General features: G+C 60.2%; 26 protein-coding genes and 1 pseudogene. 13 read left to right on the top strand and 14 right to left on the bottom strand.

The features are described from left to right. Window positions 1-123: 123 nt before the first annotated feature. From BLU63_RS29575 to BLU63_RS29565, 3 genes are all read left to right on the top strand, one after another. A complete protein-coding gene (locus BLU63_RS29575; RefSeq protein ID WP_008153855.1) occupies window positions 124-1,146 on the top strand; it encodes an ABC transporter permease in 1,023 nt (340 codons plus the stop codon). Between the two features lie 327 nt (window positions 1,147-1,473). Continuing rightward, window positions 1,474-1,878 (top strand): TraR/DksA family transcriptional regulator, encoded by a 405-nt coding sequence (locus tag BLU63_RS29570; protein WP_010459637.1) that lies wholly within the window; start codon window positions 1,474-1,476, stop codon window positions 1,876-1,878. A 216-nt stretch (window positions 1,879-2,094) separates the two neighbouring features. After that, window positions 2,095-3,699, top strand: coding sequence for a methyl-accepting chemotaxis protein (locus BLU63_RS29565; protein WP_083377317.1), 1,605 nt, complete (start codon window positions 2,095-2,097; stop codon window positions 3,697-3,699). A gap of 160 nt (window positions 3,700-3,859) precedes the next feature. Here BLU63_RS29565 and BLU63_RS29560 read toward each other — a convergent pair whose 3' ends face one another. The 3 genes from BLU63_RS29560 to BLU63_RS29550 all read right to left on the bottom strand — a co-directional run bounded on the left by BLU63_RS29560 (window position 3,860) and on the right by BLU63_RS29550 (window position 4,859). Continuing rightward, window positions 3,860-4,099: a DUF2789 domain-containing protein gene (locus BLU63_RS29560; RefSeq protein ID WP_077749718.1), complete on the bottom strand. Its 240-nt coding sequence runs from the start codon at window positions 4,097-4,099 to the stop codon at window positions 3,860-3,862. A 121-nt stretch (window positions 4,100-4,220) separates the two neighbouring features. After that, complete coding sequence (locus tag BLU63_RS29555) at window positions 4,221-4,451, bottom strand: hypothetical protein (RefSeq protein WP_010459643.1); 231 nt, start codon at window positions 4,449-4,451, stop codon at window positions 4,221-4,223. 159 nt (window positions 4,452-4,610) lie between these two features. Further along, entirely contained in the window at window positions 4,611-4,859 is a 249-nt protein-coding gene (locus BLU63_RS29550; RefSeq protein WP_010459645.1) for a hypothetical protein, read from the bottom strand. A 55-nt stretch (window positions 4,860-4,914) separates the two neighbouring features. Here BLU63_RS29550 and BLU63_RS32915 point away from each other — a divergent pair, with 55 nt between their 5' ends. The 4 genes from BLU63_RS32915 to BLU63_RS29535 all read left to right on the top strand — a co-directional run bounded on the left by BLU63_RS32915 (window position 4,915) and on the right by BLU63_RS29535 (window position 7,078). After that, on the top strand, window positions 4,915-5,283 hold the full coding sequence (locus BLU63_RS32915) for a hypothetical protein (RefSeq protein WP_144443460.1): 369 nt from the start codon (window positions 4,915-4,917) through the stop codon (window positions 5,281-5,283). Beyond that, the gene (locus tag BLU63_RS29545) at window positions 5,270-5,740 is read left to right on the top strand and encodes a hypothetical protein (protein ID WP_042932119.1); all 471 of its coding nucleotides are present in this window, start codon (window positions 5,270-5,272) and stop codon (window positions 5,738-5,740) included. Before BLU63_RS32915 ends, BLU63_RS29545 begins: the two co-directional genes overlap by 14 nt. Then, on the top strand, window positions 5,740-5,943 hold the full coding sequence (locus BLU63_RS29540) for a hypothetical protein (RefSeq protein WP_010459649.1): 204 nt from the start codon (window positions 5,740-5,742) through the stop codon (window positions 5,941-5,943). Before BLU63_RS29545 ends, BLU63_RS29540 begins: the two co-directional genes overlap by 1 nt. Before the next feature lie 118 nt (window positions 5,944-6,061). Further along, window positions 6,062-7,078, top strand: a complete 1,017-nt coding sequence (locus BLU63_RS29535; RefSeq protein WP_083376934.1) for an ABC transporter substrate-binding protein — start codon at window positions 6,062-6,064, stop codon at window positions 7,076-7,078. A 48-nt stretch (window positions 7,079-7,126) separates the two neighbouring features. Here the strand turns inward: BLU63_RS29535 and BLU63_RS29530 are convergent, their stop codons facing one another. Both BLU63_RS29530 and BLU63_RS29525 read right to left on the bottom strand, forming a co-directional pair. Next, window positions 7,127-9,274, bottom strand: a complete 2,148-nt coding sequence (locus BLU63_RS29530; RefSeq protein WP_083376933.1) for a TonB-dependent receptor — start codon at window positions 9,272-9,274, stop codon at window positions 7,127-7,129. Between the two features lie 89 nt (window positions 9,275-9,363). Continuing rightward, window positions 9,364-9,750 carry a DUF2946 domain-containing protein gene (locus BLU63_RS29525; RefSeq protein WP_083376932.1) on the bottom strand — a complete coding sequence of 129 codons (387 nt, stop codon included), beginning with the start codon at window positions 9,748-9,750 and terminating at the stop codon, window positions 9,364-9,366. Window positions 9,751-9,845: 95 nt separating this feature from the next. On the opposite strand from BLU63_RS29525, the gene BLU63_RS29520 reads away from it, so the two are divergent. Then, on the top strand, window positions 9,846-10,283 hold the full coding sequence (locus BLU63_RS29520; protein WP_010459658.1) for a DUF3995 domain-containing protein: 438 nt from the start codon (window positions 9,846-9,848) through the stop codon (window positions 10,281-10,283). A gap of 127 nt (window positions 10,284-10,410) precedes the next feature. Here the strand turns inward: BLU63_RS29520 and BLU63_RS29515 are convergent, their stop codons facing one another. From BLU63_RS29515 to BLU63_RS29485, 7 genes are all read right to left on the bottom strand, one after another. Then, window positions 10,411-10,773, bottom strand: a complete 363-nt coding sequence (locus BLU63_RS29515; protein WP_010459660.1) for a Na+/H+ antiporter subunit G — start codon at window positions 10,771-10,773, stop codon at window positions 10,411-10,413. After that, window positions 10,770-11,048, bottom strand: coding sequence for a K+/H+ antiporter subunit F (locus BLU63_RS29510; RefSeq protein WP_007935991.1), 279 nt, complete (start codon window positions 11,046-11,048; stop codon window positions 10,770-10,772). Before BLU63_RS29510 ends, BLU63_RS29515 begins: the two co-directional genes overlap by 4 nt. Continuing rightward, the gene (locus BLU63_RS29505; RefSeq protein WP_083376931.1) at window positions 11,045-11,533 is read right to left on the bottom strand and encodes a Na+/H+ antiporter subunit E; all 489 of its coding nucleotides are present in this window, start codon (window positions 11,531-11,533) and stop codon (window positions 11,045-11,047) included. The genes BLU63_RS29510 and BLU63_RS29505 overlap by 4 nt, the downstream gene beginning before the upstream one ends. Continuing rightward, window positions 11,530-13,215 carry a monovalent cation/H+ antiporter subunit D gene (locus BLU63_RS29500; protein ID WP_083376930.1) on the bottom strand — a complete coding sequence of 562 codons (1,686 nt, stop codon included), beginning with the start codon at window positions 13,213-13,215 and terminating at the stop codon, window positions 11,530-11,532. Before BLU63_RS29500 ends, BLU63_RS29505 begins: the two co-directional genes overlap by 4 nt. After that, window positions 13,212-13,556, bottom strand: coding sequence for a Na+/H+ antiporter subunit C (locus BLU63_RS29495; RefSeq protein ID WP_007986256.1), 345 nt, complete (start codon window positions 13,554-13,556; stop codon window positions 13,212-13,214). The genes BLU63_RS29500 and BLU63_RS29495 overlap by 4 nt, the downstream gene beginning before the upstream one ends. Then, a complete protein-coding gene (locus tag BLU63_RS29490; protein ID WP_083376929.1) occupies window positions 13,556-16,474 on the bottom strand; it encodes a monovalent cation/H+ antiporter subunit A in 2,919 nt (972 codons plus the stop codon). The genes BLU63_RS29495 and BLU63_RS29490 overlap by 1 nt, the downstream gene beginning before the upstream one ends. A gap of 270 nt (window positions 16,475-16,744) precedes the next feature. Continuing rightward, window positions 16,745-17,770 (bottom strand): DMT family transporter, encoded by a 1,026-nt coding sequence (locus BLU63_RS29485; protein WP_083376928.1) that lies wholly within the window; start codon window positions 17,768-17,770, stop codon window positions 16,745-16,747. Between BLU63_RS29485 and BLU63_RS29480 the strand changes: the two genes are divergently transcribed. The 5 genes and pseudogenes from BLU63_RS29480 (at window position 17,765) to BLU63_RS29460 (ending at window position 22,149) form a co-directional block, all read left to right on the top strand. Next, complete coding sequence (locus BLU63_RS29480) at window positions 17,765-18,328, top strand: helix-turn-helix domain-containing protein (RefSeq protein ID WP_077749709.1); 564 nt, start codon at window positions 17,765-17,767, stop codon at window positions 18,326-18,328. The two genes, BLU63_RS29485 and BLU63_RS29480, sit on opposite strands and share 6 nt — an antisense overlap. A 35-nt stretch (window positions 18,329-18,363) precedes the next feature. Beyond that, a pseudogene (locus BLU63_RS29475) lies at window positions 18,364-18,628 on the top strand (ABC transporter ATP-binding protein); the annotation flags it as partial. A gap of 14 nt (window positions 18,629-18,642) precedes the next feature. Continuing rightward, window positions 18,643-20,076: an FAD/NAD(P)-binding protein gene (locus BLU63_RS29470; protein WP_083376927.1), complete on the top strand. Its 1,434-nt coding sequence runs from the start codon at window positions 18,643-18,645 to the stop codon at window positions 20,074-20,076. Window positions 20,077-20,202: 126 nt separating this feature from the next. Next, window positions 20,203-21,699, top strand: coding sequence for a helix-turn-helix transcriptional regulator (locus BLU63_RS29465; RefSeq protein WP_083376926.1), 1,497 nt, complete (start codon window positions 20,203-20,205; stop codon window positions 21,697-21,699). 195 nt (window positions 21,700-21,894) lie between these two features. Continuing rightward, window positions 21,895-22,149: a DUF1652 domain-containing protein gene (locus BLU63_RS29460; RefSeq protein WP_010459680.1), complete on the top strand. Its 255-nt coding sequence runs from the start codon at window positions 21,895-21,897 to the stop codon at window positions 22,147-22,149. Window positions 22,150-22,628: 479 nt separating this feature from the next. Here the strand turns inward: BLU63_RS29460 and BLU63_RS29455 are convergent, their stop codons facing one another. Both BLU63_RS29455 and BLU63_RS29450 read right to left on the bottom strand, forming a co-directional pair. After that, complete coding sequence (locus BLU63_RS29455) at window positions 22,629-23,744, bottom strand: Gfo/Idh/MocA family protein (protein WP_083376925.1); 1,116 nt, start codon at window positions 23,742-23,744, stop codon at window positions 22,629-22,631. A 330-nt stretch (window positions 23,745-24,074) separates the two neighbouring features. After that, a complete protein-coding gene (locus BLU63_RS29450; protein WP_010459685.1) occupies window positions 24,075-24,314 on the bottom strand; it encodes a hypothetical protein in 240 nt (79 codons plus the stop codon). Window positions 24,315-24,347: the final 33 nt, after the last annotated feature.

Below are 24,347 nucleotides of genomic sequence, written 5' to 3'. Positions count from 1 at the left end.
GAAGCGGCCCCAATGTCTCGAACATACCGTAGAACTGGCGAGCGCTGCGCACTCGAGCGGGAGCAAGCTCCCTCGCCACAGGTATGTAGTCGATGCCGGAATTCATTAGAAGGGTGAATGGTTATGAACGCGATACTGGAAAACAAGCCAGCAACGGCACCGGTCAAGAGTCGTCGGCGCTTTCCGACCGAGTTGAGTATCTTCCTGGTGCTGATTGGCATCGGCCTGGTCTTCGAAGTCTTTGGTTGGATCGTGCGCGACCAGAGCTTCCTGATGAACTCCCAGCGCCTGGTGCTGATGATCCTGCAAGTGTCGATCATCGGCCTGCTGGCGATTGGCGTGACCCAGGTGATCATCACCACCGGGATCGACCTGTCCTCCGGTTCGGTGCTGGCGCTGTCAGCGATGATCGCTGCGAGTCTGGCCCAGACCTCGGATTTCGCCCGGGCGGTGTTTCCGTCGCTGACCGACTTGCCCGTGTGGATTCCAGTGATCGCCGGGCTCGGCGTCGGGCTGCTGGCGGGCGCGATCAACGGCAGCATCATTGCCATCACCGGGATTCCGCCGTTCATTGCCACCCTCGGCATGATGGTCTCGGCGCGTGGCCTGGCGCGTTATTACACCGAAGGCCAGCCGGTGAGCATGCTCTCGGATTCCTACACGGCCATCGGTCATGGCGCCATGCCGGTGATCATTTTCCTGGTGGTCGCGGTGATCTTTCACATCGCCCTGCGCTACACCAAGTACGGCAAGTACACCTACGCCATCGGCGGCAACATGCAGGCGGCGCGCACCTCGGGGATCAACGTCAAGCGTCATCTGGTGATCGTCTACAGTATCGCCGGGTTGCTGGCCGGCCTGGCGGGCGTCGTGGCCTCGGCGCGTGCCGCGACCGGGCAGGCGGGGATGGGCATGTCTTATGAGCTGGACGCGATTGCCGCGGCGGTCATCGGCGGCACCAGCCTGGCCGGTGGCGTCGGGCGCATTACCGGCACCGTGATCGGTGCCTTGATTCTCGGAGTGATGGCCAGTGGGTTTACCTTTGTCGGTGTTGATGCGTATATTCAGGACATCATCAAGGGACTGATTATTGTGGTGGCGGTGGTGATCGACCAATACCGCAACAAGCGTAAACTCAAGCGCTGAGTCGTAGAACCGACAGCCAATGCGCCACGCCTGACCCGCGTGGCGCAACCATTTGTCTTCTCTATACAGCCGCTCGATTGAATTTCTTGCTATAAACGCACTCCGATAACCACCGCAGAGGCTGCCATAGAGCACTTTCCGGGCTTTGTCGGACAAATTCGCTGTCTTTTCAGTTGCTGAGGCCTCAAGTCGGCCTTAGACTGCCGGCCCTCGTAAATTGAGTGCCGGGTGGCGCTTGGAATAAACGGCGCCTTTCCGATGGCCAGACCTGGTCCACCGGAACGCTCCCTAATTCGCCTTAATGCACGTTTTTTTATAGAGATATCAATGACAAAGGACAAGTTGCTGGCCATGCCGGCGGATGACTACATGAATGCCGAGCAACATGCTTTTTTCTATGAGCTGTTGCAGAACATGAAAGTCGAAACCCATGAGCGCATCGAACAGAACCGCATCGCCATCGAGAGCCTGGACACTCCAGCCGATCCGGCCGACGCTGCTTCTGTCGAAGAAGAGCGCACCTGGCTGGTGAACGCGATCGATCGCGACCAGCGCATGCTGCCTCAGTTGGAACAGGCTCTGGAACGCATCAAAGAAGACAGCTTCGGCTGGTGCGACGACAGCGGCGAGGCCATCGGCCTGAAACGCCTGCTGATCAGCCCGACCACCAAATACTGCATCGAAGCTCAAGAGCGTCACGAACAGATCGACAAGCACCAGCGTCAGGCCTGATTTCGTAGCGCCCCGCATCGCGGGCAAGCCCGCTCCCACGGTTCACGATGAACCTGCAGGAGCGAGGCTTGCCCGCGATGCTTTTTGCCGTCTGCGAAAACCTCAGGCACTTCTATTGAGCTGCTGCAACGCCCACTACTAATGGACCATAGATAATGGCCTTGTGGTGGCGTTTAATGCATGCACAACAATTAGAAGAGCCTTGGGGTGACGAAGATGACGAGAGACGGATCTCTGGTTGCGGCAGTGCCTGCACCAGTGTTTTTGCCGAAAAACCTTTGGCTGACGCCAACGCTGCAAAGCATCGCCCTGATGCTCTTGCTGTGCGGCATGGCGTTGGGTGGCTGGTCGCTTTACCTTTGCCTGCCACTGGCGGTGCTGGTGATCTGGCTGCCTCGCCTGCGCTCGCGCGCCACGCCCGAAGCAGCGCCCTCCGACGGCGCCAGCGCCATCGCCGAGTTGACTCGCGATCTTTCCTACACCACCAGTCATAACGCTTTGTCGGCCGCGGGCGTGGCCTTTTCGGTCAAGCAACTGGCGGACAAACTGCAATCGCAACTCGACGCGGCGGCGCAAATCGTCAGCAACGCCGAAGTGATGATCGGGACCGAACAAGCTACGTCGAAACTCAGCCGCGAAGCCCTCAGTGCCGCCAGCGAAGCTCATCAGAGCAGCGCAGCAGGGCGCACGGAACTGATCGAGTCCATCAGCCGCATGCATCAGCTCAGTCAGCGCGCCAATAACAGCCGTGAGCTGATCGAAGCCCTGAGCCTGCGCAGCGACGATATTCAACGGGTCACCCTGGTGATTCAGTCCATCGCCAGTCAGACCAACCTGCTGGCCTTGAACGCCGCGATTGAAGCGGCTCGGGCCGGGGAACATGGTCGCGGGTTCGCGGTGGTGGCGGATGAGGTTCGCGGCCTGGCGGCGCGCACGGCGACGGCGACTGGCGAAGTCGGGGAGATGGTCGCCGATATCCAGCAACGCACGGCGCAGGTGGTGGAGCAGATCCGCCAACTGTCAAGCGACCTCGACATCGGCGTCAAGCAGGTCGAGCACACCGGCCAGCACCTGGAAAACATCGCGCGCCTGGCTGCCGGCGTCGAGCATCAGGTCGGGGAAATCGCCAAGGGGGCGGACACCAACCGCGAACAACTCGACAGCCTGTTCCATGCCATTGAACAGATGCGCAGCGACCTGGCGATCAGCGACCAACAGACCCAGCGCCTGGCCCAGGCTGCGGTGCAAATGGAAGGCCAGGCCGAAACCATCAGCGAGCGTCTGGCCGAAGTCGGGCTGGATGACTACCACCAACGCATCTATGACCTGGCCCGCGAAGGCGCCAGCCAGATTGCCGCGCGCTTCGAAGCGGATATTGATCAGGGCCGTGTCAGCCTCGATGATCTGTTTGATCGCAATTACCAGGCGATCCCCAACACCAGTCCGGCCAAGTTTCAGACGCGTTTTGATCGTTACACCGATCAGGTCTTGCCCGCCATCCAGGAACCGTTGCTGCCGCGCCATGAAGGCCTGGTGTTTGCCATCGCCTGTACGCAGCAGGGTTACGTGCCCACCCATAACAAAATCTTCAGCCAACCGCTGACCGGCGATGCGCAGGTCGATACGGTCCAAAACCGCACCAAGCGCAAATTTGCCGACCGCACCGGCATCCGCTGTGGCAGCCATCAACAGCCGGTGTTGTTGCAGACTTACACCCGCGACACAGGCGAACTGATGCACGACCTTTCGGTGCCGATCATGCTCAAGGGGCGGCATTGGGGTGGGTTGCGGTTGGGGTACAAACCGCAGAGTCCTCGCTAGATGCTCAACATGATAACCGGTGAGCAAGCCTGAAACTCAACTGTGGCGAGGGAGCTTGCTCCCGCTGGGCTGCATAGCGGCCCCAAGATGGGCCTGCTGCGCAGTCCAACGGGAGCAAGCTCCCTCGCCACAGGTTTATCGCTGACGGAAGACAGGCGGGCTAGTGAATCTGATGCATGCGCAGGTTCAGGTCGTCGACCACCCGCGCCCAATCGGCGTCTTCACGCAATCGTTCTTTGAGGAAGCCGGCTTGTTGCGGCGTCCAGAACTCCGCATCGATGAGTTTCTTGTCGTCGGCCAAAGGTGAATGGCTGGCGATGAATTCATCGATGGCTTTCTGACTGGAGTCCAGACCGAGCTGGTCGAACAAACCTTTCAAGTCGTGTATAGGTGAATCCATCTTCATCTCCTTGCGGGTCGCGATCTGAGGTGCGGCTTCATGGCATCTGAGCGGGCCGCGCTTCAGGAGTTCGATTGCGATGTGGGGAAGCAGGAGAGAGCATAGACGGCAAATCCGACGATCAGGCTTTCAATGCACCTTCATCGACAGCCGTTTTCAGAGCCTGGGCAGCTTCTTTGGCGGCTATGGCAGCGACGTCCGAGGTCTTGAACCAGCGATCCTTCTCGACTTGGTGATACGTCACCGTGGTCAACGGTGGTTTGGCACGCATGACAATGACTGCCTGGAATTCGCCTTCGACCTCTCTGGCTTCGCCCCGGATAAAAAATTCACCGATATCAAATTCCGTCACGTAGCTGCCTTCCCTTGGAAATATATTGTTGTGTTGAATGCCGTCCGTCCTGGGGACGAATTTCATTGGTCGGGCAGTATGGCAGTAGTTGCCTGCCGGCGGCTGAGTTAAGTCGCCGGCATGACGAAACGTCTATAGGCATGAAGGCAGGCGAACGCGTCAGATGCGAGACTCAAGTGAGCGGGCAAGTGCGCAGGCTTCGTTATGGCAGCCACGGAAACCTCTTACACGACCCGTAGAAATTTCCTTGATATGGAAGAAGGCATTACCGGCCAGCACCACCTGAAAGCGTGGCAGCAGCAGGCTTTCAGGCTGCAATTCATGCGGCTGGAACACCGCCGGGTGCAACGGGGCGTAATTGTTTGCGCGCGTTGTCTGGGGGGAAGCGAAGTGAGTCATGGTGCACATGTGAAGTCCTTTTCATTGTTTTACCGACGTGTGTACATCGTTTTGGGTAGTCTCGGTGAGCATCGCTGCTCTAGAATCACCCGCACTGGTTAGCGAACAGTGTTCATCTAAAGCAATTTTTTATTTGCGATATGTCGGAAAAGTGCTTTTTTTAAAGAGTTTTTTCCCTAAAGTTGGTAATCCGGTTTCCTCTGGCTGTGAGAAGGGCTTTTTCCTTCAACATCTGACGACTTTCACAGAGGACGGCGCGAGTGATATTCCAGTAATCTCACTGACCTCGCGAGGCATGAGCGCTCTGCTCGGCTCAGGATTTCAACCCGGGTCTTACGGCAACACTTCGGCATGGCCGCTTTTTTCTGCTGTGCGCTTTTTCTGCGTGCGGCATCATTTTCAGATGTGGGGATGTTTCCTTGGCAGTAAGTAATCTCGATATGCATGCTTTGTTCGTGCTGGGTGATTTGCGCGCAAAGCTGGTTAAACAGTTTCAGTCACGTTTCGTTTACATCACCGAACAGAACGCTGAAGGCATTTACATTGCCGAGATCGACACCGAAGAGGCGCTGGTGGTCGACGACAAGCCAGGGCTGAAGCTCAAGGTCGGCGATCATTTCAGCGCTTCGGTTCTGCCCAGTCGTGAAGGCGGCAAGCTCGACATCAAGTTCCGTGAAATCAAACTGACGGTTTACGGGCTGGGCGATTACGCCTTTGTCACCACCGCAGAGGGTCATGCGATTGTGTTCAAGGAAGGTCATAGCGTGGTGATGGTCTTCGCCGCGCACCAGCAGTTGCAGGAAGGCCTGACCAAAACCCTGAAAGCCGTGACCGCCAAAGCCGCCAAGTGGCGCAAAGGCGAACTGATCACGTTCAAGGCCAGCGAGTAATGACCCTGACCCGCGCCGACTTCCACGAACAGAACCAGGCCAGTGCGCACCTCGAAGCCCGACGGCTGTTCGAGCACAAGGCTGTTCTGCAGGGAGGCTGGCTGACGTGGGTGGCGTCACAGATTTACACGCTGCGCCCGGCGGCTTACGCCAGCATGGTCAGAAGAGAGCTGGCACGCTTGCAGGAAACTTCCGAAAATTGAATCGCCCCTCTCGAAAGCAGGAACCTCTACTACAGTCAGTTGACTGAGTATTCAGAGGCTTGCGGTCTTCTGTCAGGCCATCCTGCTATTTGCTGTGAACAGCACGAGGTGCAAAAGCATGAAAGGATTTCGACGGTTGTTGGTTGGTGCACTGGCCGCATTGGGTGTATTGAGTTCACCCATTCCGGTATCCGCTGCCCAGGCGCCGATCCATTTTGCCGACCTGAACTGGGAAAGTGGCAGCCTGATCACCGACATCCTGCGGATCATCGTCGAGAAGGGCTACGGCCTGCCGACCGACACCTTGCCCGGGACCACCATCACCCTGGAAACCGCCTTGGCCAACAATGACATTCAGGTCATTGGCGAGGAGTGGGCCGGTCGCAGCCCGGTCTGGGTCAAGGCTGAAGCCGAGGGCAAGGTCGTGAGCCTGGGCGACACGGTCAAGGGTGCCACTGAAGGCTGGTGGGTGCCGGAATACGTGATCAAGGGCGACCCGGCCAAGGGCATCAAGCCATTGGCGCCAGATCTGCGCAGTGTCAGCGACCTGCCCAAGTACAAGGATGTGTTCAGCGATCCGGAAAGCCCGGGCAAGGGACGCTTCCTCAACAGTCCGATTGGCTGGACATCGGAAGTGGTGAACAAACAGAAACTCACGGCTTATGGCCTGAACGACAGCTATGTGAATTTCCGCAGCGGTTCCGGTGCAGCGCTGGATGCAGAGATCAGTTCGTCGATCCGTCGTGGCAAGCCTGTGCTGTTTTATTACTGGTCACCGACGCCGTTGCTTGGGCGCTTCAAGCTGATTCAGCTGGAGGAACCGCCCTTTGATGCCGAAGCCTGGAAAACCCTGACGGACGCTGATAACCCTAATCCGAAACCGACTCGCTCGCTGGCCTCGAAGCTGTCGATTGGCGTGTCCACACCTTTTCAAAAGCAGTATCCGCAGATTGCCGATTTCTTCAGCAAGGTCGATTTTCCGATCGACCCCTTGAACAAGGCACTGGCCCAAATGAGCGAAAAACATACCCCGCCACGGCAAGCGGCGGAGGCGTTCATGAAGGCGCACCCAGAAGTATGGCAGACGTGGGTGCCGAAGGATGTGGCGGATAAAGTCTCCGCCAGTCTCCAGTGACTATTGTGGCGAGGGAGCAAGCTCCCTCGCCACAAGAGATGTGCAGGGTTAAAAACGCGTTTGCACCGCAAGCTCAAACGTTCGCGGTGTTCCGAGGTAATACGCCGGCGACACATGCGCAAACTCGGCATACACCTCATTGGTCAGATTTCGCACTCGGCCGGTGACGGTGGTGTGGCGGTCGACCTCGTAACGGAGAAACGTGCCGTAGAGCGTGTACGACGGCACCGTCATGGTGTTGGCGCTGTCGGCAAACACTGAGGCCACATAGCGCGCATCGACACCCCCTTGCCACTGCGGTGCGAAGTCATAGGTCAGCCACACATTGCCGACCCGGTCCGGCACATTGGTCGGCGTGTTGCCCTTGCGTGATACCACCACGCCCGCCGCATTTTTCTCAGTGAACGCGTCGTACTGTGCGTCAACCCACGCGAAGTTGCCCTCGGCAAACAGCTTGTCGGTGATTTGCAACGAACTGGCCAATTCAATCCCCTTCGACGTCTGCTGGCCCACTGGAATGCTGAGGGTCGGGTCCAGCGGATCGGTCACTGCGAAATCCTTGCGCTCAATCGTGTACGCCGCCACCGTTGCCGAACCGCGCCCGTCCAGATAATCGAACTTGCTGCCGACTTCCCATTGCTTGCCGGTGGACACGTCGAAATCCTGCGTGCCGTTGGGTTGTTCGGCAGCGGTGCTGTATTGCACGTAGACGTTGGCGGAGGGAATGAACTGGTAGGTCAGGCCGAGCCTTCCCGTCACCGGCTCCCAACTACGTTTCAAATGGCGGGGATTGCTGGCGGTCACTTGCCGGTGATTGGTCACGTCCAGGTCGATATCGTCGTAACGCAGGCCGGTCAGCAGCGCCAGTTTGTCGGTCAGCGCCAGGCGGTTTTCGGCGAACAGGGCTTTGGTGGTGACCTCGTTGGTCTTGTCGCTGACAAATCCCGGTCGGGTGCCGGGAATGTCGTAGAAGTGTCCCGGCTGGAAGTTATTCGGGTCAACGGTGCTTGCGCCTTTGACGTTCAACGGCGAGTTGGTGGTCTGGTTGACCTTGTACTCGAAACCGCCAGACCAGGTGGTCTCCAGGCCCAATAGCGTGTTGTCGTGGCGCAGTTCGAACTGGTTGCCGTTCTGTTCGCCCTGATGCCGGACCTGATACGCCGTGGAGCGATTCACCGCGCTGTTGTCGGCGTTGTACTGATAGGTTTCCAGGTTGCGGTAATCGCGCTGGCTGTCGAGGTGGTAAAGCGTGTTGCGCAGGGTGGTGCTGTCGGTGATCCGGTAGTCGATGATCGAGCGAGCCCAGATCGTGCGCTGCTCGTAACGCCCGTCTTCAACGTTGTAATTGTTGAAACGATTGTGTTTGTCGATTTTCAGCTCGCCCGCCTTGGGATTGAGCACAGGTGTGCCCCAGTAAGGACTGTCTTCGTGTTCGTCCTGATATTCCAGCGCGAGGGTGTGGGACAGGTTGGGCGTCAGGTCGCTGAGCAGCGAAAACGCGACACTCCAGGCATCGCGCTCCTGGCGGTCGATGTAGCCATTGCCGGTGTTGTGGCTGACGTCGAGGCGCGCGTAGTGCTGCACATCATCCCCGGCCTCGCTGAGTGCGTGGTTAAGTCCGAACGCGGTCTCGGTCGTGTCATAAGTCCCGTAACTGACACGACCTTCGACCGCTTGCTCTTCGCGGGTCGCAAGTTTGGTCACGTAGTTCAATGAGCCACCCACGGAGCCGGCGCCATTGATCAGCGACGAGGGGCCACCCACCAGTTCGACCCGATCGTATATCCATGCATCCACTGGCCGGGCGAGGCCGCCAGAGACGTTGATGCCGTTGAACATCTGTGTGATCTGACCGCTGGTGAAACCGCGGTAGGAAACGAACCCGCCGAAACCCGGCGGTGCGCTGGCGTTGACACCCGGCAAGGTGTTGGCGGCGTCCTGGAAGTTTTGCGCGCCGTGGCGCTCGATGTCGTGGCGGTTGGCGATGGCGACTGATGCCGGGGTTTCCCGCACGCTCAGGCCCAGACGCGAGGCCATGCCGCTGGACTGATCGAGGCTCAGCCCTGGCTCGGTCGTCGCTTCGCCATCAATGGTAATCGGTGCGAGGTCGACGGTGGATTGCGCCCATGCGTTAACAGACAGGCAGCCGCACAGGCTGGCCAGCAAAGGGCTTACTAACAAAGCAGCATGTTTCATCGATGAATCCTGAATTCCTGGCTAAGAAACAGCGCACGGGCGAACGCCACGCGTTGGCGCAGTGGGCTGATCGGGAAAGGCGAAGAAATTCAGGCGACAGGCGGAGCGCGAGGATTGGCCGAGGGCCAGGTGAAACGGGCGGGGAGGTCAGTGTTGGCGATGACAGCCAGAGGCGGGCTGTGCTGCTCCGGGAGTATCGCCAGGGTCAGGCTGGAGTTGAGCGCCGGGCCCATGCCGCCGGTGGAACACAGCGGGCAACCAAAGGCTTTGGACAGGGTCGGCAGGTTGTCGTCCGAGGAGTTCGAGGAAACTGGCGCCTGGGTCGCCGGATCAACCGAACAGAACGGGCCGCCGATGCCGTTGAGCTGCATCCCGACCATTTGCCCGTGACCGATACTGCAGGCGAACACATTGAACAGGACGCAGCAATAAAGCATCCATGCCATCAATGTGCGATCAGTTCGGGCGAGTTTCATGGAGCGGCACTTTATCATCGTCGATGACGAATACCCTTACAAAATCGTTCAATGAAGTTCATCCTGCTGCGACATTTCACGCTGGATGTCTGAACATGAGCCTATTGATCGCGCAATGGATGGCTGCCATCTTCCTGTTGATCAGCCTGATCCACCTGTACTGGGCGGCAGGCGGCAAGTTAGGTAGCGAGGCGGCGGTCCCGCGAATATCGCCAGAGGGGGGAGGGGAATCCAGGCCGGCCTTCAAGCCGTCGGGGTTTGCCACGTTGCTGGTCGCGGTGGGATTGCTGTTGATCGCGATGCTGGTATGCCTGCGGGTCGGCCTGTATTTGCCGACGGTGCATCACTGGTCGCTGCAATGGGTAATCAGCGCCATTGCGATGCTGATGTTTGCCAGGGCGATCGGCGATTCGAATCTGATCGGGTTTTTCAAGCAGGTCAAGGATTCGAAGTTTGCCCGACTCGACACCTGGGCTTATTCGCCGCTGTGTGTGGTGTTGGGGGCCGGGTTGTTGGCTGTTGCCTGGATCTGAAAAGCTTCGCGGGCAAGCCTCGCTCCTACAGGTTTTGTGTCGATCACACGTTGGTGATTTCCCACGATCCTGTAGGAGCGAGGCTTGCCCGCGAAGAGGCCCTGACATCCAACACAAATCTTCCGAACTAACTCCCGCTTTCTGTGCGCCGACTACTCACCTCAGCCGGCACATCATCCCCCGCCATGCGCTTGCGAAACAGCGCCGCCCGCGCCAGCAGCAATGTGGTCACCGGCACCGTAATCGACAACAGGATCGGAATCAGCCAGGCATGCAGCACCGGCCCGGACTTTAGCGCCGAAAAATATATGATCGAGGCCAGCGCCACACACCACGCCCCCAGGGTCGAGGCGAGTGCCGGCGGGTGCATACGCTGGAAGTAATCCTTCATCCGCACCAGGCCAATGGCGCCGATCAGCGCAAACAGACTGCCGAGCACCAGCAGGATCGCCACGGGTATTTCAACCCACAGAGACAGTTCCGCGTTCATTCGATCACCTCGCCACGCAGCAGGAATTTGGCCAGGGCAAACGAGCCGACGAAGCCGAACAGGGCGATCAGCAGCGCCGCCTCGAAGTAAGTGTCACTGGCATACCGAATGCCAAGCGCCAGCATCATCAGCATCGCGATGATGTACAGGTAGTCCAGTGCCAGAACGCGGTCCTGGGCCGACGGGCCTTTGAACAGGCGAATCAGGGTCAGGATCATCGCCAGCGAAAAGATGAACAGGCTCAGCAGGATCGCGTTCGACAGCAATTCGCTCATTCGAAGATCTCCATCAAGGGGCGCTCGTAGGTCGCCTTGAAGTGTTCGATAAACAGCGTTTCATCCTCCAGATCGAACACGTGCAGCAACAGAATGCTGCGGTCCAGCGCCAGTTCCGACCAGACCGTCCCGGGGACCACCGTGCAGATCATCGACAGTGCCGCGAGGCCGTTGGCATCGCGCAAGTCCAGCGGGACCTTGATGAAGCGCGAGCGCGGTGGACGGCGACCGGCATTGAGCACGCCCCAGGCCACGACGAGGTTGGACACCAGCACGTCACGACCGACCAGGAAGAACAAACGCAGGATCACCCCCGGTCGACGAATGCGGATCGGCAGCGGCCGCAGCTTGCGCATCATCAGCGGCGCGCTGAACCCCAGCACCGCGCCGAGCAACAGGTTGCCGGGGCTTATCGACAGGTTCAGCACCAGCCACAACAGCCACAATGCCAGGGACAACCACGGTGCCGGAAACAGACGCTTCATGGCTGCACCTCCAGCATCGCCGCCCTGGCTTCCGGGCTCGGCACCACACGCGTGCCCAGTACCGCCATCACGTATTGCTGCGGATTGTTCAAGGCATCAGCGGCCGCCTGGGTGTAGCGCATCAGCGGTTCGGCCTTGAAGGTCAGCGCAACACTCAGCCCCAGCAGGACGATGATCGGCACGCACTCGAAGCGTCGCAGCAACGGTGATGGCCGTTCTTCGGGTGTCCAGAAACGCTGGATGCCCAACCGCGAGAAGGCAATCAACGACGCCAGCCCGGACAGGATCAGCAACGCCAGCAAGCCCCACGCCGCGTTCGATATCGGCACATCGGTGCTATTGCCCAACCCCAATGGGTTGAGCAGGGCACTCAACAGGCTGAGTTTGCCGATAAACCCGGACAACGGCGGCATGCCGATAATCAGCAGCGAGCAGGCAATAAAGCTCAAGCCAAGGAAGGCCATGGTCCAGGGAATCACCTGGCCGACCACGGCTTTCTGTTCGTCATCGAGGTTGATGCCTTTGGGCGGTTGCAGGGATTCCATCGGCCGTGGAAGCAGGTCGCCGTCGTCGAACAGCGGCATTTCATTGGCCGAACGGGAGCGCTCGATCAGCTCGGCCAACAGGAACAACGCGCTCAACGCCAGGGTCGAGCTGACCAGATAGAACAGCGCCGCGCCGATCAGGTTCGGCTGGGCAAAGCCGATGGCCGACAGCAGAATCCCCGCCGACACCAGAATGCTCAGGCTGGCCATGCGTTCCAGTCGTTGCGCGGCGAGGATAGCCACGCCGGCGCAGACGATGGTCGCCATGCCGCCGTAAATCAGCCAGTCGCCACCAAAGTACGCCGACGCCCCGGCCTGGCCGGAGAACAACAAGGTCCACAAGCGCAGCAAGGTGTAGACGCCGACCTTGGTCATGATCGCGAACATCGCCGCCACCGGTGCGCTGGCGGCGGAATAGGCCGGCACCAGCCAGAAGTTCAGCGGCCACATCCCTGCCTTGGCCAGGAACGCCACCGCGAGAATCCCCGCGCCGGCGTGCAGCAGGCCGCGATCGGCTTCCGGCACCAGCGGGATTTTCAGCGCCAGGTCGGCCATGTTCAGCGTGCCGGTGACGCCATAAATCAGCGCCGCGCCAATCAGGAACAGCGACGACGCCAGCAGGTTGATCGAGATGTAATGCAAGCCCGAGGACACCCGCGCCCGGCCCGAACCGTGGAGCATCAGGCCGTAGGAGGCCGCCAGCAGCACTTCGAAAAACACGAACAGGTTGAACAGATCCGCCGTCAGGAACGCGCCGTAAAGGCCCATCATCTGAATCTGGAACAGTGCGTGGAAACTCGAACCGGCGCCGTCCCAACGGGCCATGGCGAACAGCAAGGCACTGACGCCGATGATCCCGGTCAGCACCAGCATCAACGCCGACAGGCGATCGACCACCAGCACGATTCCGAATGGCACTTGCCAGTTACCCGGCAGGTAGACGCCGATCGAATCGGGCACGCCAGTGGCTTGCGTCCACTGCAGCAACAGTACGGAAATCCCCAGGCCCAGCAGGCTGGAGAACAGGTTGATCTTGGCTTTCAACGGGCGGTGTTTCTCGCCGAGCATCAGCATGAGGGCGGCGGTCAGCAGCGGCAGCAGAATCGGTGCCGCGATCAGGTGCGTCATCGCATTCATTCTTTAGGCTCCCGGCCATCGACGTGGTCGGTCCCGGTCAAGCCGCGCGAGGCCAGCAACACCACCAGAAACAGCGCGGTCATGGCGAAGCTGATCACGATCGCGGTCAGCACCAGCGCTTGCGGCAGTGGGTCGGTGTAGTGCAACAGGTCCTGCGGCACGCCGTCCTTGATGATCGGCTCCTTGCCGATGAACAAGCTGCCCATGCTGAAGATGAACAGGTTGACGCCGTAGGACAGCAGGCACAGGCCCATCACCACCTGAAACGTCCGTGGCCGCAGGATCAGCCAGACGCCGGACGCGGCGAGCACGCCGATGGCGATTGCGATGACTTCTTCCATCAGACGGCTCCTTTGGTGGCGACGGATCTGGGCAGGGCAGCGGTCTTGTGACCCCGGACCGATTGGTGAGCGATGGCGGTGAGGATCAACAGCGTCGAACCGACCACCACCGCGTACACGCCGATGTCGAAGAACAGCGCACTGGCGATGTGAATGTCGCCCAGCACCGGCAGTTCAAAATGCCAGGTGTGGGTGGTCAGGAACGGATACCCGACTGCCATCGCGCCGAGCCCGGTGATCGTGGCGAACAACAGGCCGGTGCCCATCCAGCGCAACGGTCGCAGGCTCATTTGTGCCTCGACCCACTGGGTGCCGGCAACCATGTATTGCAGGATGAAGGCGACCGACATCACCAGCCCGGCGACAAAACCGCCACCCGGTTGATTGTGCCCGCGCATGAACAGGTAGAAGGACACCACCACCGCAATCGGCAACAGCAGGCGCACCAGCACCGCCGGGACCATCATGAAACCGAGCGCGGTGTCGCTGGCATGGCGCGGGTTGACCAGGTCGGTGACGACGTCGGGTGCCAGCAGGCGTTGCTGAGCCGGCAATTGCAGGCTTTCTTTCGGCGGGCGGAAGCGGCGCAGCAGGGCGAAGACGGTCAGGGCCACGGCGGCCAGCACAGTTATTTCACCGAGGGTATCGAAACCACGGAAGTCTACCAGCATCACGTTGACCACGTTGCTGCCGCCGCCTTCGGGTAGAGCGCGACTGAGGTAGAACGAGGAAATGTGGTTGGGCGTCTGGCGCGTCAGCATCGCATAGGCCAGCAACGCCATGCCGCCACCGACGACACTCGACAGCAGCAAGTCGCGGATCCGGCGGATGCGCGCTTTGCGCAGGGTGCTCGGCAGGGGCGCCACCTCTTCGATCCGCCGTGGCAACCAGCGCAGACCGAGGAGGATCAGCACCGTAGTCACCACTTCCACGACCAGTTGCGTCAATGCCAGGTCCGGCGCCGAGAACCAGACAAAGGTGACACAGGTCATCAGGCCGCAGACGCTGACCATGGTCAGGGCGGCGAGCCGGTGATACTTGGCCTGCCAAGCCGCGCCGAGGGCACAGGCAATCGCCAGCAGCCACAAGGTCACGAACACGATCGAGCCCGGAATCTTCGGCCGGTCACCCCAGCTCAGGCTGCTGTGCAGCATCGGAATCAATCCGGCGAACACCGCCGCGAGGACCACTAGGAACAATTGGGTTTGCAGGCGCTTGGTGTTGATTCGCCGCTCCAGCCGACGGGCGAGGCGCATCATGACCACCAGGCTGCGTTCGAACAGGCGCTTGCCGTTGAAACGCCCAATGATCGGCGGGTATTTGAAACGCCCGCGCTTGAGCAGATTGCGCAGCAGCAGGTAAAGCACGATGCCGCAGGACATGGCGATCAGGCTCATGATCATCGGCGCGTTCCAGCCGTGCCAGATCGCCAGGCTGTACTCCGGCAAGGTGCCGCCCACCACCGGCAGGGCCGCAGCGGACAGCAACGGGCCGACCACTTGCGCCGGGAAAATCCCCACGACCAGACAGGCGAACACCAGCAACTCCACCGGCGCGCGCATCCAGCGTGGCGGTTCGTGCGGGGTGTGGGGCAGGTCGGTGGCGGTCGGGCCGAAGAACACATCAACGGTGAAGCGCAGCGAATAGGCGACGCTGAAAGTACCGGCGATGGTCGCCACGATTGGCAAGGTCATCTCGACCCAGGCCGTGGCGTTGATGAACACGGTTTCGGCGAAGAACATCTCTTTGGACAGGAAGCCGTTGAGCAGCGGCACACCGGCCATCGAGGCACTGGCGACCATGGCCAGGGTGGCGGTGAACGGGATCAGCTTGATCAGGCCGCTGAGCTTGCGGATGTCACGGGTGCCGCTTTCATGGTCGATGATCCCGGCGGCCATGAACAGCGAGGCCTTGAACGTGGCGTGGTTGAGGATGTGAAACACGGCGGCCACGGCGGCCAGCGGACTGTTAAGTCCCAACAACAAGGTGATGAGACCGAGGTGGCTGATGGTCGAGTAGGCCAGCAAACCCTTGAGGTCGTTCTGGAACATCGCGCAGTACGCGCCAAGCAACAGGGTGCAAGCCCCGGCGCCGCTGACGATGTAGAACCATTCTTCACTGCCGGACAACGACGGCCAGAGCCGCGCGAGCAGAAACACTCCGGCCTTGACCATGGTCGCCGAGTGCAGATAAGCCGAAACCGGTGTCGGCGCTGCCATCGCGTGGGGCAGCCAGAAGTGGAAGGGGAATTGCGCACTTTTGCTCAGGGCGCCGATCAGGATCAGGGGCAGCAGGATAGGGTAGAGGTGATGCGCGCGAATCAGGTCGCCGGCGGCCAGGACCTTGTCCAGGTCATAGCTGCCGACCACATGGCCGAGCAGCATCACCCCCGCCAGCAAACACAAACCGCCCGCGCCGGTGACCATCAGCGCCATATAGGCGCCGCGTCGCGCATCGGCGCGGTGGTGCCAATAGCCGATCAACAGGAATGAAAAGAGGCTGGTCAGCTCCCAGAAAAACACGATCTGGATAAGGTTGCCGGAGATCACCAATCCGAGCATCGCACCCATGAACGCCAGGAAAAACGCAAAGAAACGCGGCACCGGATCGTCCGGCGACATGTAATAGCGGGCGTATAAAGAAACCAGCGTGCCGATGCCCAGCACCAGCATCGAGAACAGCCAGGCGAAGCCGTCCATGCGCAGGACGAAGTTCAGGCCCAGGCTGGGCAGCCAGAAAAATTCTTCACGAATGACGCCGCCATCGGCGATTTGCGGGTACAAGAGGGCAACCTGGACGGTGCCAATCAAAGCCACCAGGCCAGCCAGTAAAGATTCGGTATTGCGCGCGTTGTGTGGCAGCAAAGCCGCCAGACAGCTGCCGATAAAAGGCAGAAGCAGTAGAACTATCAGGGACATAGGCTTCTAATCTGCGGAAGTTTGTGAAGCATCATACGTGCCAGCTCTCGGATCACCAAACGCCAAGCTGTCGCAGAATCCTTCAAGGTAGACGGGAAAAGCCGGGTTTACAGTGTTTCGAAGGACTGTTTTAGCAGGTCCGGCCCCTTCGCGGGCAAGCCTCGCTCCTACGGGTTTTGTGTCGTTCGCAAGTTCGGGTATCGACACAAAACCCGTAGGAGCGAGGCTTGCCCGCGAAGGCAATCCGCCAGGCACTGAAAATCTTAAAGCTTAACCTTGGATTTCCCGTTCCAACTCTTCTTCGGTCGCAGCTGCCTTACCCTTGGTCTTCAACTCACTCACTATCACCGCCGCCACAATTAACCCCGCACCCACCAGAGCAATCGCCGGCAACCGCTCCCCGGCGATCCGCCCGACAATCCCGGCCCACACCGGCTCGCCCGCATAGATCAACGTCGCCCGAGTCGGCGATACGCTCTTCTGCGCCCAGTTCATCGCCACCTGGATTGCCGCGCTCGCGGCGCCCAGGCCCAGTGCACTGCACAGCAACAACCACGAGAAATCCGGAATCACTTCCTGGGTCGGCACCACCATCAGGAACGCCAGCACCGACGTGGTCGCCAGTTGCACCACCGTCACCCGGCGCACATCGACCTGACCGGCATAGGTGCTGATCAGAATGATCTCTGCCGCAATCGCGACCGCGCTGATGAGCGTGGCGATTTCACCGGGGCTGAAATTAAAGGAAGCGCCCGCAGGCCCGGACAGCAACATCAACCCGGTAAACGCCAGCATGATCCCGATGCTCGGCATCAGCCCCGGACGCCGCCCCAGCACCAGCCATTGCAGCAACGGCACGAAGGGCACGTACAGCGCGGTAATAAACGCCGACTGACTGCTGGGAATACTTTGCAAACCCACGGTCTGCAAGCCGTAACCGAGCATGATCGCCACGCCAATAAAGGCACCGGCCTTGAGTTCGAACAGGGTCAGGTCCCGCAGGTGACGCCATGAGAACAACGCAACAATGATTGCCGCCGCGGCAAAGCGCAGGCCGACGAAAAACATCGGCCCGCTGACGGTCATTGCATGCTGCACCAGCAGGAATGTCCCGCCCCATACCATGGTGATCAGCACCAGCACGCACTCGGCCTTGCTGAACCGAGAGAAACGGGGAGAAGTGTGAGAGGGGTTCACAGACGTCATGACCTTGCGCGCTACCTGAGGGCGACGCACAATGCGTCGAATGTTGCGCAGTATACTGCCCAACCCCACCGAGTGAGCAATATAGTGCACAAAGATTCTACCCCTCGGGCTTCGGTCCTCCAGCACGTCAGCCAGAACGTCCGACGCCTGCGCCATGCCGCCGATATGAGCCAGACCGCGCTGGCCGAAAAGTCCGGAGTTAGCCGTCGCATGCTGGTGGCGATCGAGGCTGGCGAGAAAAACGTCAGCCTGACCACCCTTGATCGCGTGGCCGAAGCGCTGGACGTGGCGTTCAGTGATTTGATCCAGGCGCCGGATGCCCGAGATCCGAGCCGTATCAACGAAGTGGCCTGGGCCGGTACGATCCCCGGGAGCAAAGCCGTTCTGCTGTCCAAAGCCACCGCTACCCGCGAAGTGGAGCAATGGGAGTGGTGCCTGCAACCAGGAGAAATCTACCCCTCGCAACCGGATGCCGAGGGCTGGAGTGAGCAGATCTTTGTATTTGAAGGCTGCCTGACCTTGATGCTGGGCGACACGCCGCATGAGATCGCCGCCGGCGAGTTCTACATGTTCCCCAGCAACCAGCCGCACGCCTACCGCAATGATGGGGTTGTGGCGACGCGGTTTGTGCGCAATGTGGTGATTTGACTGCGGACTATCGCTCAGCGGAAACGATGAGCTACCTGGTCGCCATCGGCCGAGCGCTGATGACACGTCCTACTTTGGTACTGCTTGATGAACCCTCCATGGATTTGGCGCCTATTATCGACCCGGAGATTGTTGAGATCGTCGCGCAACTCAATCGTGCCGAGCAGGTGAGCTTTCTGATTGCCGAGCAAAACATTAACGTGGCACTCGACTACGCATCGACGGCTTACGTCCTCGATACCGGCCGAGTCGTTGCTGGCGCGGGGCGACCTGCCCGGTTTCTATTCAGGTAAACATTGATCAGTGAGAACGCCATGACTCAAACCCAGCGCGCACAGGCGACCGACGCCATCCGCCACGCGGACATCCTGATCGTCGGCGGCGGCCTCAGCGGCGCGATGCTGGCGGCGCAGCTGTTGCGATTGCCTGGCAAGCGTTCGGTGCTGGTGATCGAGCCGCGCGCGGAACTCGGGCGGGGCGAGGCGTACAGCGCGGTCGAGCTGGGCCATACGCTCAACGGCAACGCTGCGCGCATGAGCGTTGACCCGGACAACGCTGACGACCTGACCCAATGGCTTACCGAACACATCGCGGCCGGTGGCTGGCCGGAGTCCGATGAGCAACATGTGCCAGTCAGCGAGTTGTTCCCGCCCCGGGGCCTGTTCGGCGTGTATGTGCAGCAGCGCCTGGCGGAAGCGCAAGCGGTGGGGGTGGCGAACGGTTCGACGGTCGAGCATGTGCGGGCCGAGGTGGTTGATCTGCAAACCCGGGACGACTCGGTGTTGCTGACCTTGAGTAACGGGCAGCGTTTGCAAGGCGCTTACGCGGTGCTGGCCACGGGGATGTTTCCCGCTGCGCGCACACCGCAGACCGAATCCAGCGGTTTGAACGCGGCGGCGCTGGATCCGTGGGATGTCGCGGCCATGCGCCGGCTGGACCCGCAGTCGACGGTGTTGATCATCGGTTCGGGCCTGACTATGGTCGACGCCGTGGTGTCGCTGGAGCAGGCCGGGCATCGCGGGCCGATCGAAGTGTTTTCTCGCCACGGCTTGCTGCCGCACGTGCGCCGGCAACCGCCGGCCTGGGTGGATTTTCTCGCCGATGATCAGCGCATTCGCACGCCTCGACAGCTGGTGCGCGAACTGCGCCGGCATTGCCGGGACGCTATCGCTCAGGGCATCGACTGGCAGGCGCCGCTCGATACCGTGCGGGCGCATATCGGCCGGTTGTGGAGTCAGGCGACGGACGTGCAGCGCCGGCAGTTTGTGCGGCATGTGCGGCCCTGGTGGGAAAGCCATCACCACCGCTCGCCACCGTTGAGTGCCGAGTTGGTGGCGCGGCTGCACGAGGAAGGGCGGTTACGGATCCAGGCGGCGTCGTTCAAAGGGCTGGAATCGACGGTCGAGGGGCAAGTGAGCATCCGCATCCGCCGTCGTGGCGAGGTTGAAACAACGGTGGTCAGCGGCGCAGCGTTGATCAATTCCAGCGGCATCGAATACGACTGGCGCCGGGTGGCCCGACCGCTGCCGCAGCAACTGCTGGCGCGCGGGCTGATTCGTCCGGGGCCGTTGGCGTTGGGGATTGCGGCGGCGGTTGATGGCGCGGTGCTGGACGCTGACGGACAGGTCGCCCAACGGCTGTTCGCCATGGGCCCGCCGTTGCGCGGCATGTGGTGGGAAAGCACGGCCGTCACCGACGTCGCCAGTCAGGCCAAAGCCCTCGCCGAACGCCTTGCCCGGCCGCTGTAGCGGCTATCGAGCCTGTGAGGCTGCACAGTCAGTGCAACTTCAGGTGCTTTGCACTATCCCATTCTGCTGCGGTCGTAAACTTCACAGAGCGGCGCATCACTGCGCCGCTGCACCCGTGGAGATCCAATGAGCCAGGACGTCCTGACCACCGAAGCCAATCGCCGTCAGTTGCAGCAAATCATCGCCGGTTTGTCCGATGGGGTGATTTTGCTGGAACTCGACCAGACCATTGTGTGGGCCAATGAAGCCGCGCTGGCCATGCATGGCGTCAGTCAGGTCGGCGAGTTGGGCGCCAATGCCAAGGAATACGCCAAGCGCTTCGCCTTGCGCTATCGCAATAATCACCCGGTGCCGCCAGAGAACTACCCGATCAGCCGCGTCGCCAAGGGCGAGACCTTCGCCGATGTGCTGGTCGAGGTGACGCCGGTCGACGATGAGGAACGCATGTGGGTTCATAACGTGCGCAGCATGGTCCTCGCCGACAGCGCCGGCGAGGCGGAGTCGCTGGTGTTGATCATGGACGATGTCACGGAATGGGCGAGTGCCGAGCAGCGTTTCGAAAAGACGTTCAATGCGAACCCGGCACCGGCGGTGATCTGTCGTCTCAGCGATTTGCGTTACATCAAAGTCAATTCGGGCTTCCTGGAAATGACTGGCTATGCCCGCGATCAGGTGATCGGGACTTCGACCTATGAGCTGGACATTCTGGACGGCGCCGAAAACAGGGACCTGGCCATCGAGCGTCTGCGCGAGCACGCCACGATCCCGCAGATGCAGGCTGAGCTGAAACTGCCTGAAGGCGGCAGCAAGCAGGTGATCGTCGCCGGTCAGCCGCTGGAGTTCAACGAGGAAGACTGCATGCTGTTTTCCTTCGTCGACATGGAGCCGCGGCACAAGGCCGAGGTTGCCCTGCGCCAGAGCGAGGAGCGGTTCGCCAAGGCGTTTCGCCTGACGCCGGTGCCGACGCTGGTCTGTGGTGCACAGGATCAGGTGGTGATCGACGTCAACGAAGCCTTCCTGGATACCCTCGCGTACCCCAGTGAAGAAGTGCTCGGAAAAACCGTTGCCGAACTCGACTTTATCGATGACAAGGGCGCGCGAACACGGCTGTTCGCGGCGCTGGAGAAGGCGGGAAGCCTGGATCGGGTCGATGTCAGAATCCGCAGGAAAGACTCGAGCGTGATTGACTGCACGGTGTCGGCCGACACCGTGAACATTCAGGACAACCCGTGCTACCTGCTGGTGTTGATGAACATCACTGAACGCAAACGTACCGAGCTGGAACTGGTGGCGGCGATCGAAGAAGTGATGAAAGACGCTTCCTGGTTCACCCGTACGTTGATCGAAAAACTCGCCAACGTGAAGAACATTAACTCGCCGCAGTTACCCAGTGTGTCCTTCACCGACCTGACCGCCCGCGAGCGCGATGTGCTCGGCCTGATCTGCGAAGGCCTGGCGGACAAGGAAATCGCGGCACGCCTGAAACTGGCGCCCAACACTGTGCGCAACCACGTGTCGACGGTGTATTCCAAGCTGGATGTGCACAGTCGCAGCGAAGCAATTGTGTGGGCGCGGGAGCGAGGTTTGTTCTCCAGTGAGTGGCGGCCCAAAGGCCAGCGTTAAGGTGCAAATGCACTAGACGAGGCAGTGCAAATGGAGGTTCTGGCGGGGTGCATCAGTTCCTAACCTGTCAGGGTGCGAAACGGGCCTTTGGTCGGTATCGCGTCCTCTACGAAACAGCTTAAGGAACAGTCGTATGCTCGGCCAATTCAACCAGTTTTCAGTCGACGGGGTCAGCCGGCCCATGGGTGAATCGCAATGATTTATCTGGCGCAATTGCGTGCGCAACTGGAACAGCACTTTTCCCCGCTGGCTTGCGATTGCAGCGTGTCGGGGGACAACTCGGTGACGGTGAAGCTGTATCACCCCGCGTCGGGGCAGGTGGATCTGGTGGTCAGTGGGCTGAGTGTCGCTCACCTCAGAACGCCGGAAGCGGTCGCTTCGTTGATTGAGGAGCTGCGTTACGAGCTCGAAAGCAACAATTTGCATCAGAGGCAGGACTCGGTTTCGTAGCTGTCGTTTTTCAGTGTTGAAAACGAGTTAAGTGCCTTATTGACTGGCATTGGCGGCGGGCTAGGCTATAAGAAATGCGAGGGTATTATTTTCTGTGACCAATCCGCGGCTACGCGGTAGGGGTGTCGGGTCGCGGAAAGTGTCGATGACTTATCGCGGGACAGCCTATGAACAGTCTTGGGAAACGTGCTTTTTCGCCCCTGTCGCTCGCCTTTTGCGTAGCGATGCTCAGCGGTTGCGCCAGTCCGCCACCTCCACCGCCCGCCGCACCACCGCCTGTTCCGCAGCGCACCTGCGAAACCACTGAACAAACGGATGTGATGGGCGATGCAAGAGTGACCGAGGAAGTGACCCGACAAACGAAAGTGACCCGTTGTGTCACTCAGTAGGTCTGAGTGACTGCTTCGTTGCTTTCTTCATGTGTTGAATGCGCAATGATCCGGCACCCTCACGGGTGCCGACACCTGGGGGCCTGAACCTCAGACATCCTCGATCCTGACCCAGCGTGACTCGCTTGCCGCCAACCGGATCGCCGTCGCCAGACGTTCAACTTCCCATGCTTGCTCAAAGTCAGTCCCGCCCTGGGAAAGGCCAGCCAGGGCCATCACCAGGTCATGTACCTCTAGCGTCTTGAGTTCGTTGTATCCCAGCTGATGACCCGCCGCCGGGCTGAACGCCGCGTAACCCGGCAGGTTCGGTCCGGCGAGCAAGCGCTGGAAACCGTCCTGGCCGGCGCGATACAGCCGCAGCTCGTTCAAGCGCTCCTGGTCGAACGCCAGCGTGCCTTCAGTGCCGCTGATCTCGAAGCTCAGGTGGTTCTTGTAGCCATGCTTGAGCCAACTGCTGCTGAACGTACCGCGTGCGCCGTTGGCAAACCGCAGCAGCGCGTGGACCTGATCGTCGACTGCAATGGGCCGTTGCTCCTGGCTGCCTGACGTCGCAGGACGCTGCCGGTGCACGGTTTGAGCGTCGGCGCACACCGATTCGATATCGCCCATCAGATAGCGCGCCATCGCCAGTAAATGACTGCCCAGATCCGCCAGCGCGCCGCCCGCGTGATCGGCATCGCAGCGCCACGACCACGGCGAAGCTGGATCGGCCATGAAGTCTTCGCTGAATTCGCCCTGAAAACTGATGAGCTGCCCCAGTTTGCCGCTGTCGATCAGTTCCCTGGCCAGCCCGATCATCGGATTGTGCTGATAGTTGTAACCCACCCGCGTCACGATGCCCGCTGCGTTGGCGGCCTGACGCATCGCGTTGGCTTGCTGCAGATTCACCGCCAGAGGCTTCTCGCAATACACCGCTTTACCCGCCGCGAGGGCGGCCATGGCCATGGGGTAGTGGAGGTGATTGGGCGTAGTGATGGCGACCAGATTGACCTTGGGATCATCGATCAGCTGTTGCCAGTCGGTGTGAGCGGTTTCGAAACTCCAGGCGTCGGCACAGTGCCGTGCACGATGTGGATCGACGTCGGCGAGGGCCGCCAGCCTGAGCTTCAGCGGGAGTTCGAACACCGCGCTGACATTGCGAAAGGCCAGGGCGTGGGCGCGACCCATGAAACCTGTGCCGATGAGTCCGATACCGAGTTCGCGCATAGCTGGGGGCCTTTTGGGATTTTTGTTGTTGGGACGCTATTTATGGAATATAAATTCCTAAAATGCAATTGATGGAATAATAATTCGTTATGTGTGTGGGGTCAGCGAAATGACAACAACGCTATGCGCTCAGTAAGCGGTGCTGGAAGGTGAGGGGGCGAGTCATTGGTGGAGTATTCGGTGGACCGCTCTTGCTGGTCTCTTTTACCGCTCTGTCAGATTCTGAAATAACTCGTCTCGTATGAGGTGCTCCGAAACATTGTAGGATTTCATCCCTCATTTCTTTCAGGTCTATATGAACACCCTCCTGGAGCCTCCCAGTCGCTTTTTTCAATCCACACCCTGTATCCATTTGGCCTCCGCTATTCGGCGCAGGTCTCGCTTTCTAATATCGCTTAACCTCGAAATCCCGGCGGCAGGTTGCTCAGTGATGTCCTTCTCCAGGACTGACCGTGCCATCTCGAAGGGTTCACTTCCTTGCCTGCGCTCGGTGAAACCTTTCTTTCTTGCGCCTTGTGCCCTGAACATCGCATCCGCTCCGTCGAGCAGGCGTTCGTGTGTTTCTGCCATTCACTCATTCGCCCCCACTCTACGAGAGACTGA

Source organism: Pseudomonas mandelii (genome assembly GCF_900106065.1).
GTDB lineage: Bacteria > Pseudomonadota > Gammaproteobacteria > Pseudomonadales > Pseudomonadaceae > Aquipseudomonas > Aquipseudomonas mandelii.
This window is presented reverse-complemented; position numbering and strand designations above follow the sequence as displayed.

What these genes read in the sequence shown, in the direction of transcription:
- BLU63_RS29575 (WP_008153855.1), top strand. Translation starts at nt 124, where the DNA reads ATGAACGCGATACTGGAAAACAAGCCAGCAACGGCACCGGTCAAGAGT.
- BLU63_RS29570 (WP_010459637.1), top strand. Translation starts at nt 1,474, where the DNA reads ATGACAAAGGACAAGTTGCTGGCCATGCCGGCGGATGACTACATGAAT.
- BLU63_RS29565 (WP_083377317.1), top strand. Translation starts at nt 2,095, where the DNA reads ATGACGAGAGACGGATCTCTGGTTGCGGCAGTGCCTGCACCAGTGTTT.
- BLU63_RS29560 (WP_077749718.1), bottom strand. Translation starts at nt 4,099, where the DNA reads ATGGATTCACCTATACACGACTTGAAAGGTTTGTTCGACCAGCTCGGT.
- BLU63_RS29550 (WP_010459645.1), bottom strand. Translation starts at nt 4,859, where the DNA reads ATGTGCACCATGACTCACTTCGCTTCCCCCCAGACAACGCGCGCAAAC.
- BLU63_RS29540 (WP_010459649.1), top strand. Translation starts at nt 5,740, where the DNA reads ATGACCCTGACCCGCGCCGACTTCCACGAACAGAACCAGGCCAGTGCG.
- BLU63_RS29535 (WP_083376934.1), top strand. Translation starts at nt 6,062, where the DNA reads ATGAAAGGATTTCGACGGTTGTTGGTTGGTGCACTGGCCGCATTGGGT.
- BLU63_RS29530 (WP_083376933.1), bottom strand. Translation starts at nt 9,274, where the DNA reads ATGAAACATGCTGCTTTGTTAGTAAGCCCTTTGCTGGCCAGCCTGTGC.
- BLU63_RS29525 (WP_083376932.1), bottom strand. Translation starts at nt 9,750, where the DNA reads ATGAAACTCGCCCGAACTGATCGCACATTGATGGCATGGATGCTTTAT.
- BLU63_RS29520 (WP_010459658.1), top strand. Translation starts at nt 9,846, where the DNA reads ATGAGCCTATTGATCGCGCAATGGATGGCTGCCATCTTCCTGTTGATC.
- BLU63_RS29515 (WP_010459660.1), bottom strand. Translation starts at nt 10,773, where the DNA reads ATGAACGCGGAACTGTCTCTGTGGGTTGAAATACCCGTGGCGATCCTG.
- BLU63_RS29510 (WP_007935991.1), bottom strand. Translation starts at nt 11,048, where the DNA reads ATGAGCGAATTGCTGTCGAACGCGATCCTGCTGAGCCTGTTCATCTTT.
- BLU63_RS29505 (WP_083376931.1), bottom strand. Translation starts at nt 11,533, where the DNA reads ATGAAGCGTCTGTTTCCGGCACCGTGGTTGTCCCTGGCATTGTGGCTG.
- BLU63_RS29500 (WP_083376930.1), bottom strand. Translation starts at nt 13,215, where the DNA reads ATGAATGCGATGACGCACCTGATCGCGGCACCGATTCTGCTGCCGCTG.
- BLU63_RS29495 (WP_007986256.1), bottom strand. Translation starts at nt 13,556, where the DNA reads ATGGAAGAAGTCATCGCAATCGCCATCGGCGTGCTCGCCGCGTCCGGC.
- BLU63_RS29490 (WP_083376929.1), bottom strand. Translation starts at nt 16,474, where the DNA reads ATGTCCCTGATAGTTCTACTGCTTCTGCCTTTTATCGGCAGCTGTCTG.
- BLU63_RS29470 (WP_083376927.1), top strand. Translation starts at nt 18,643, where the DNA reads ATGACTCAAACCCAGCGCGCACAGGCGACCGACGCCATCCGCCACGCG.
- BLU63_RS29465 (WP_083376926.1), top strand. Translation starts at nt 20,203, where the DNA reads ATGAGCCAGGACGTCCTGACCACCGAAGCCAATCGCCGTCAGTTGCAG.
- BLU63_RS29460 (WP_010459680.1), top strand. Translation starts at nt 21,895, where the DNA reads ATGATTTATCTGGCGCAATTGCGTGCGCAACTGGAACAGCACTTTTCC.
- BLU63_RS29455 (WP_083376925.1), bottom strand. Translation starts at nt 23,744, where the DNA reads ATGCGCGAACTCGGTATCGGACTCATCGGCACAGGTTTCATGGGTCGC.
- BLU63_RS29450 (WP_010459685.1), bottom strand. Translation starts at nt 24,314, where the DNA reads ATGGCAGAAACACACGAACGCCTGCTCGACGGAGCGGATGCGATGTTC.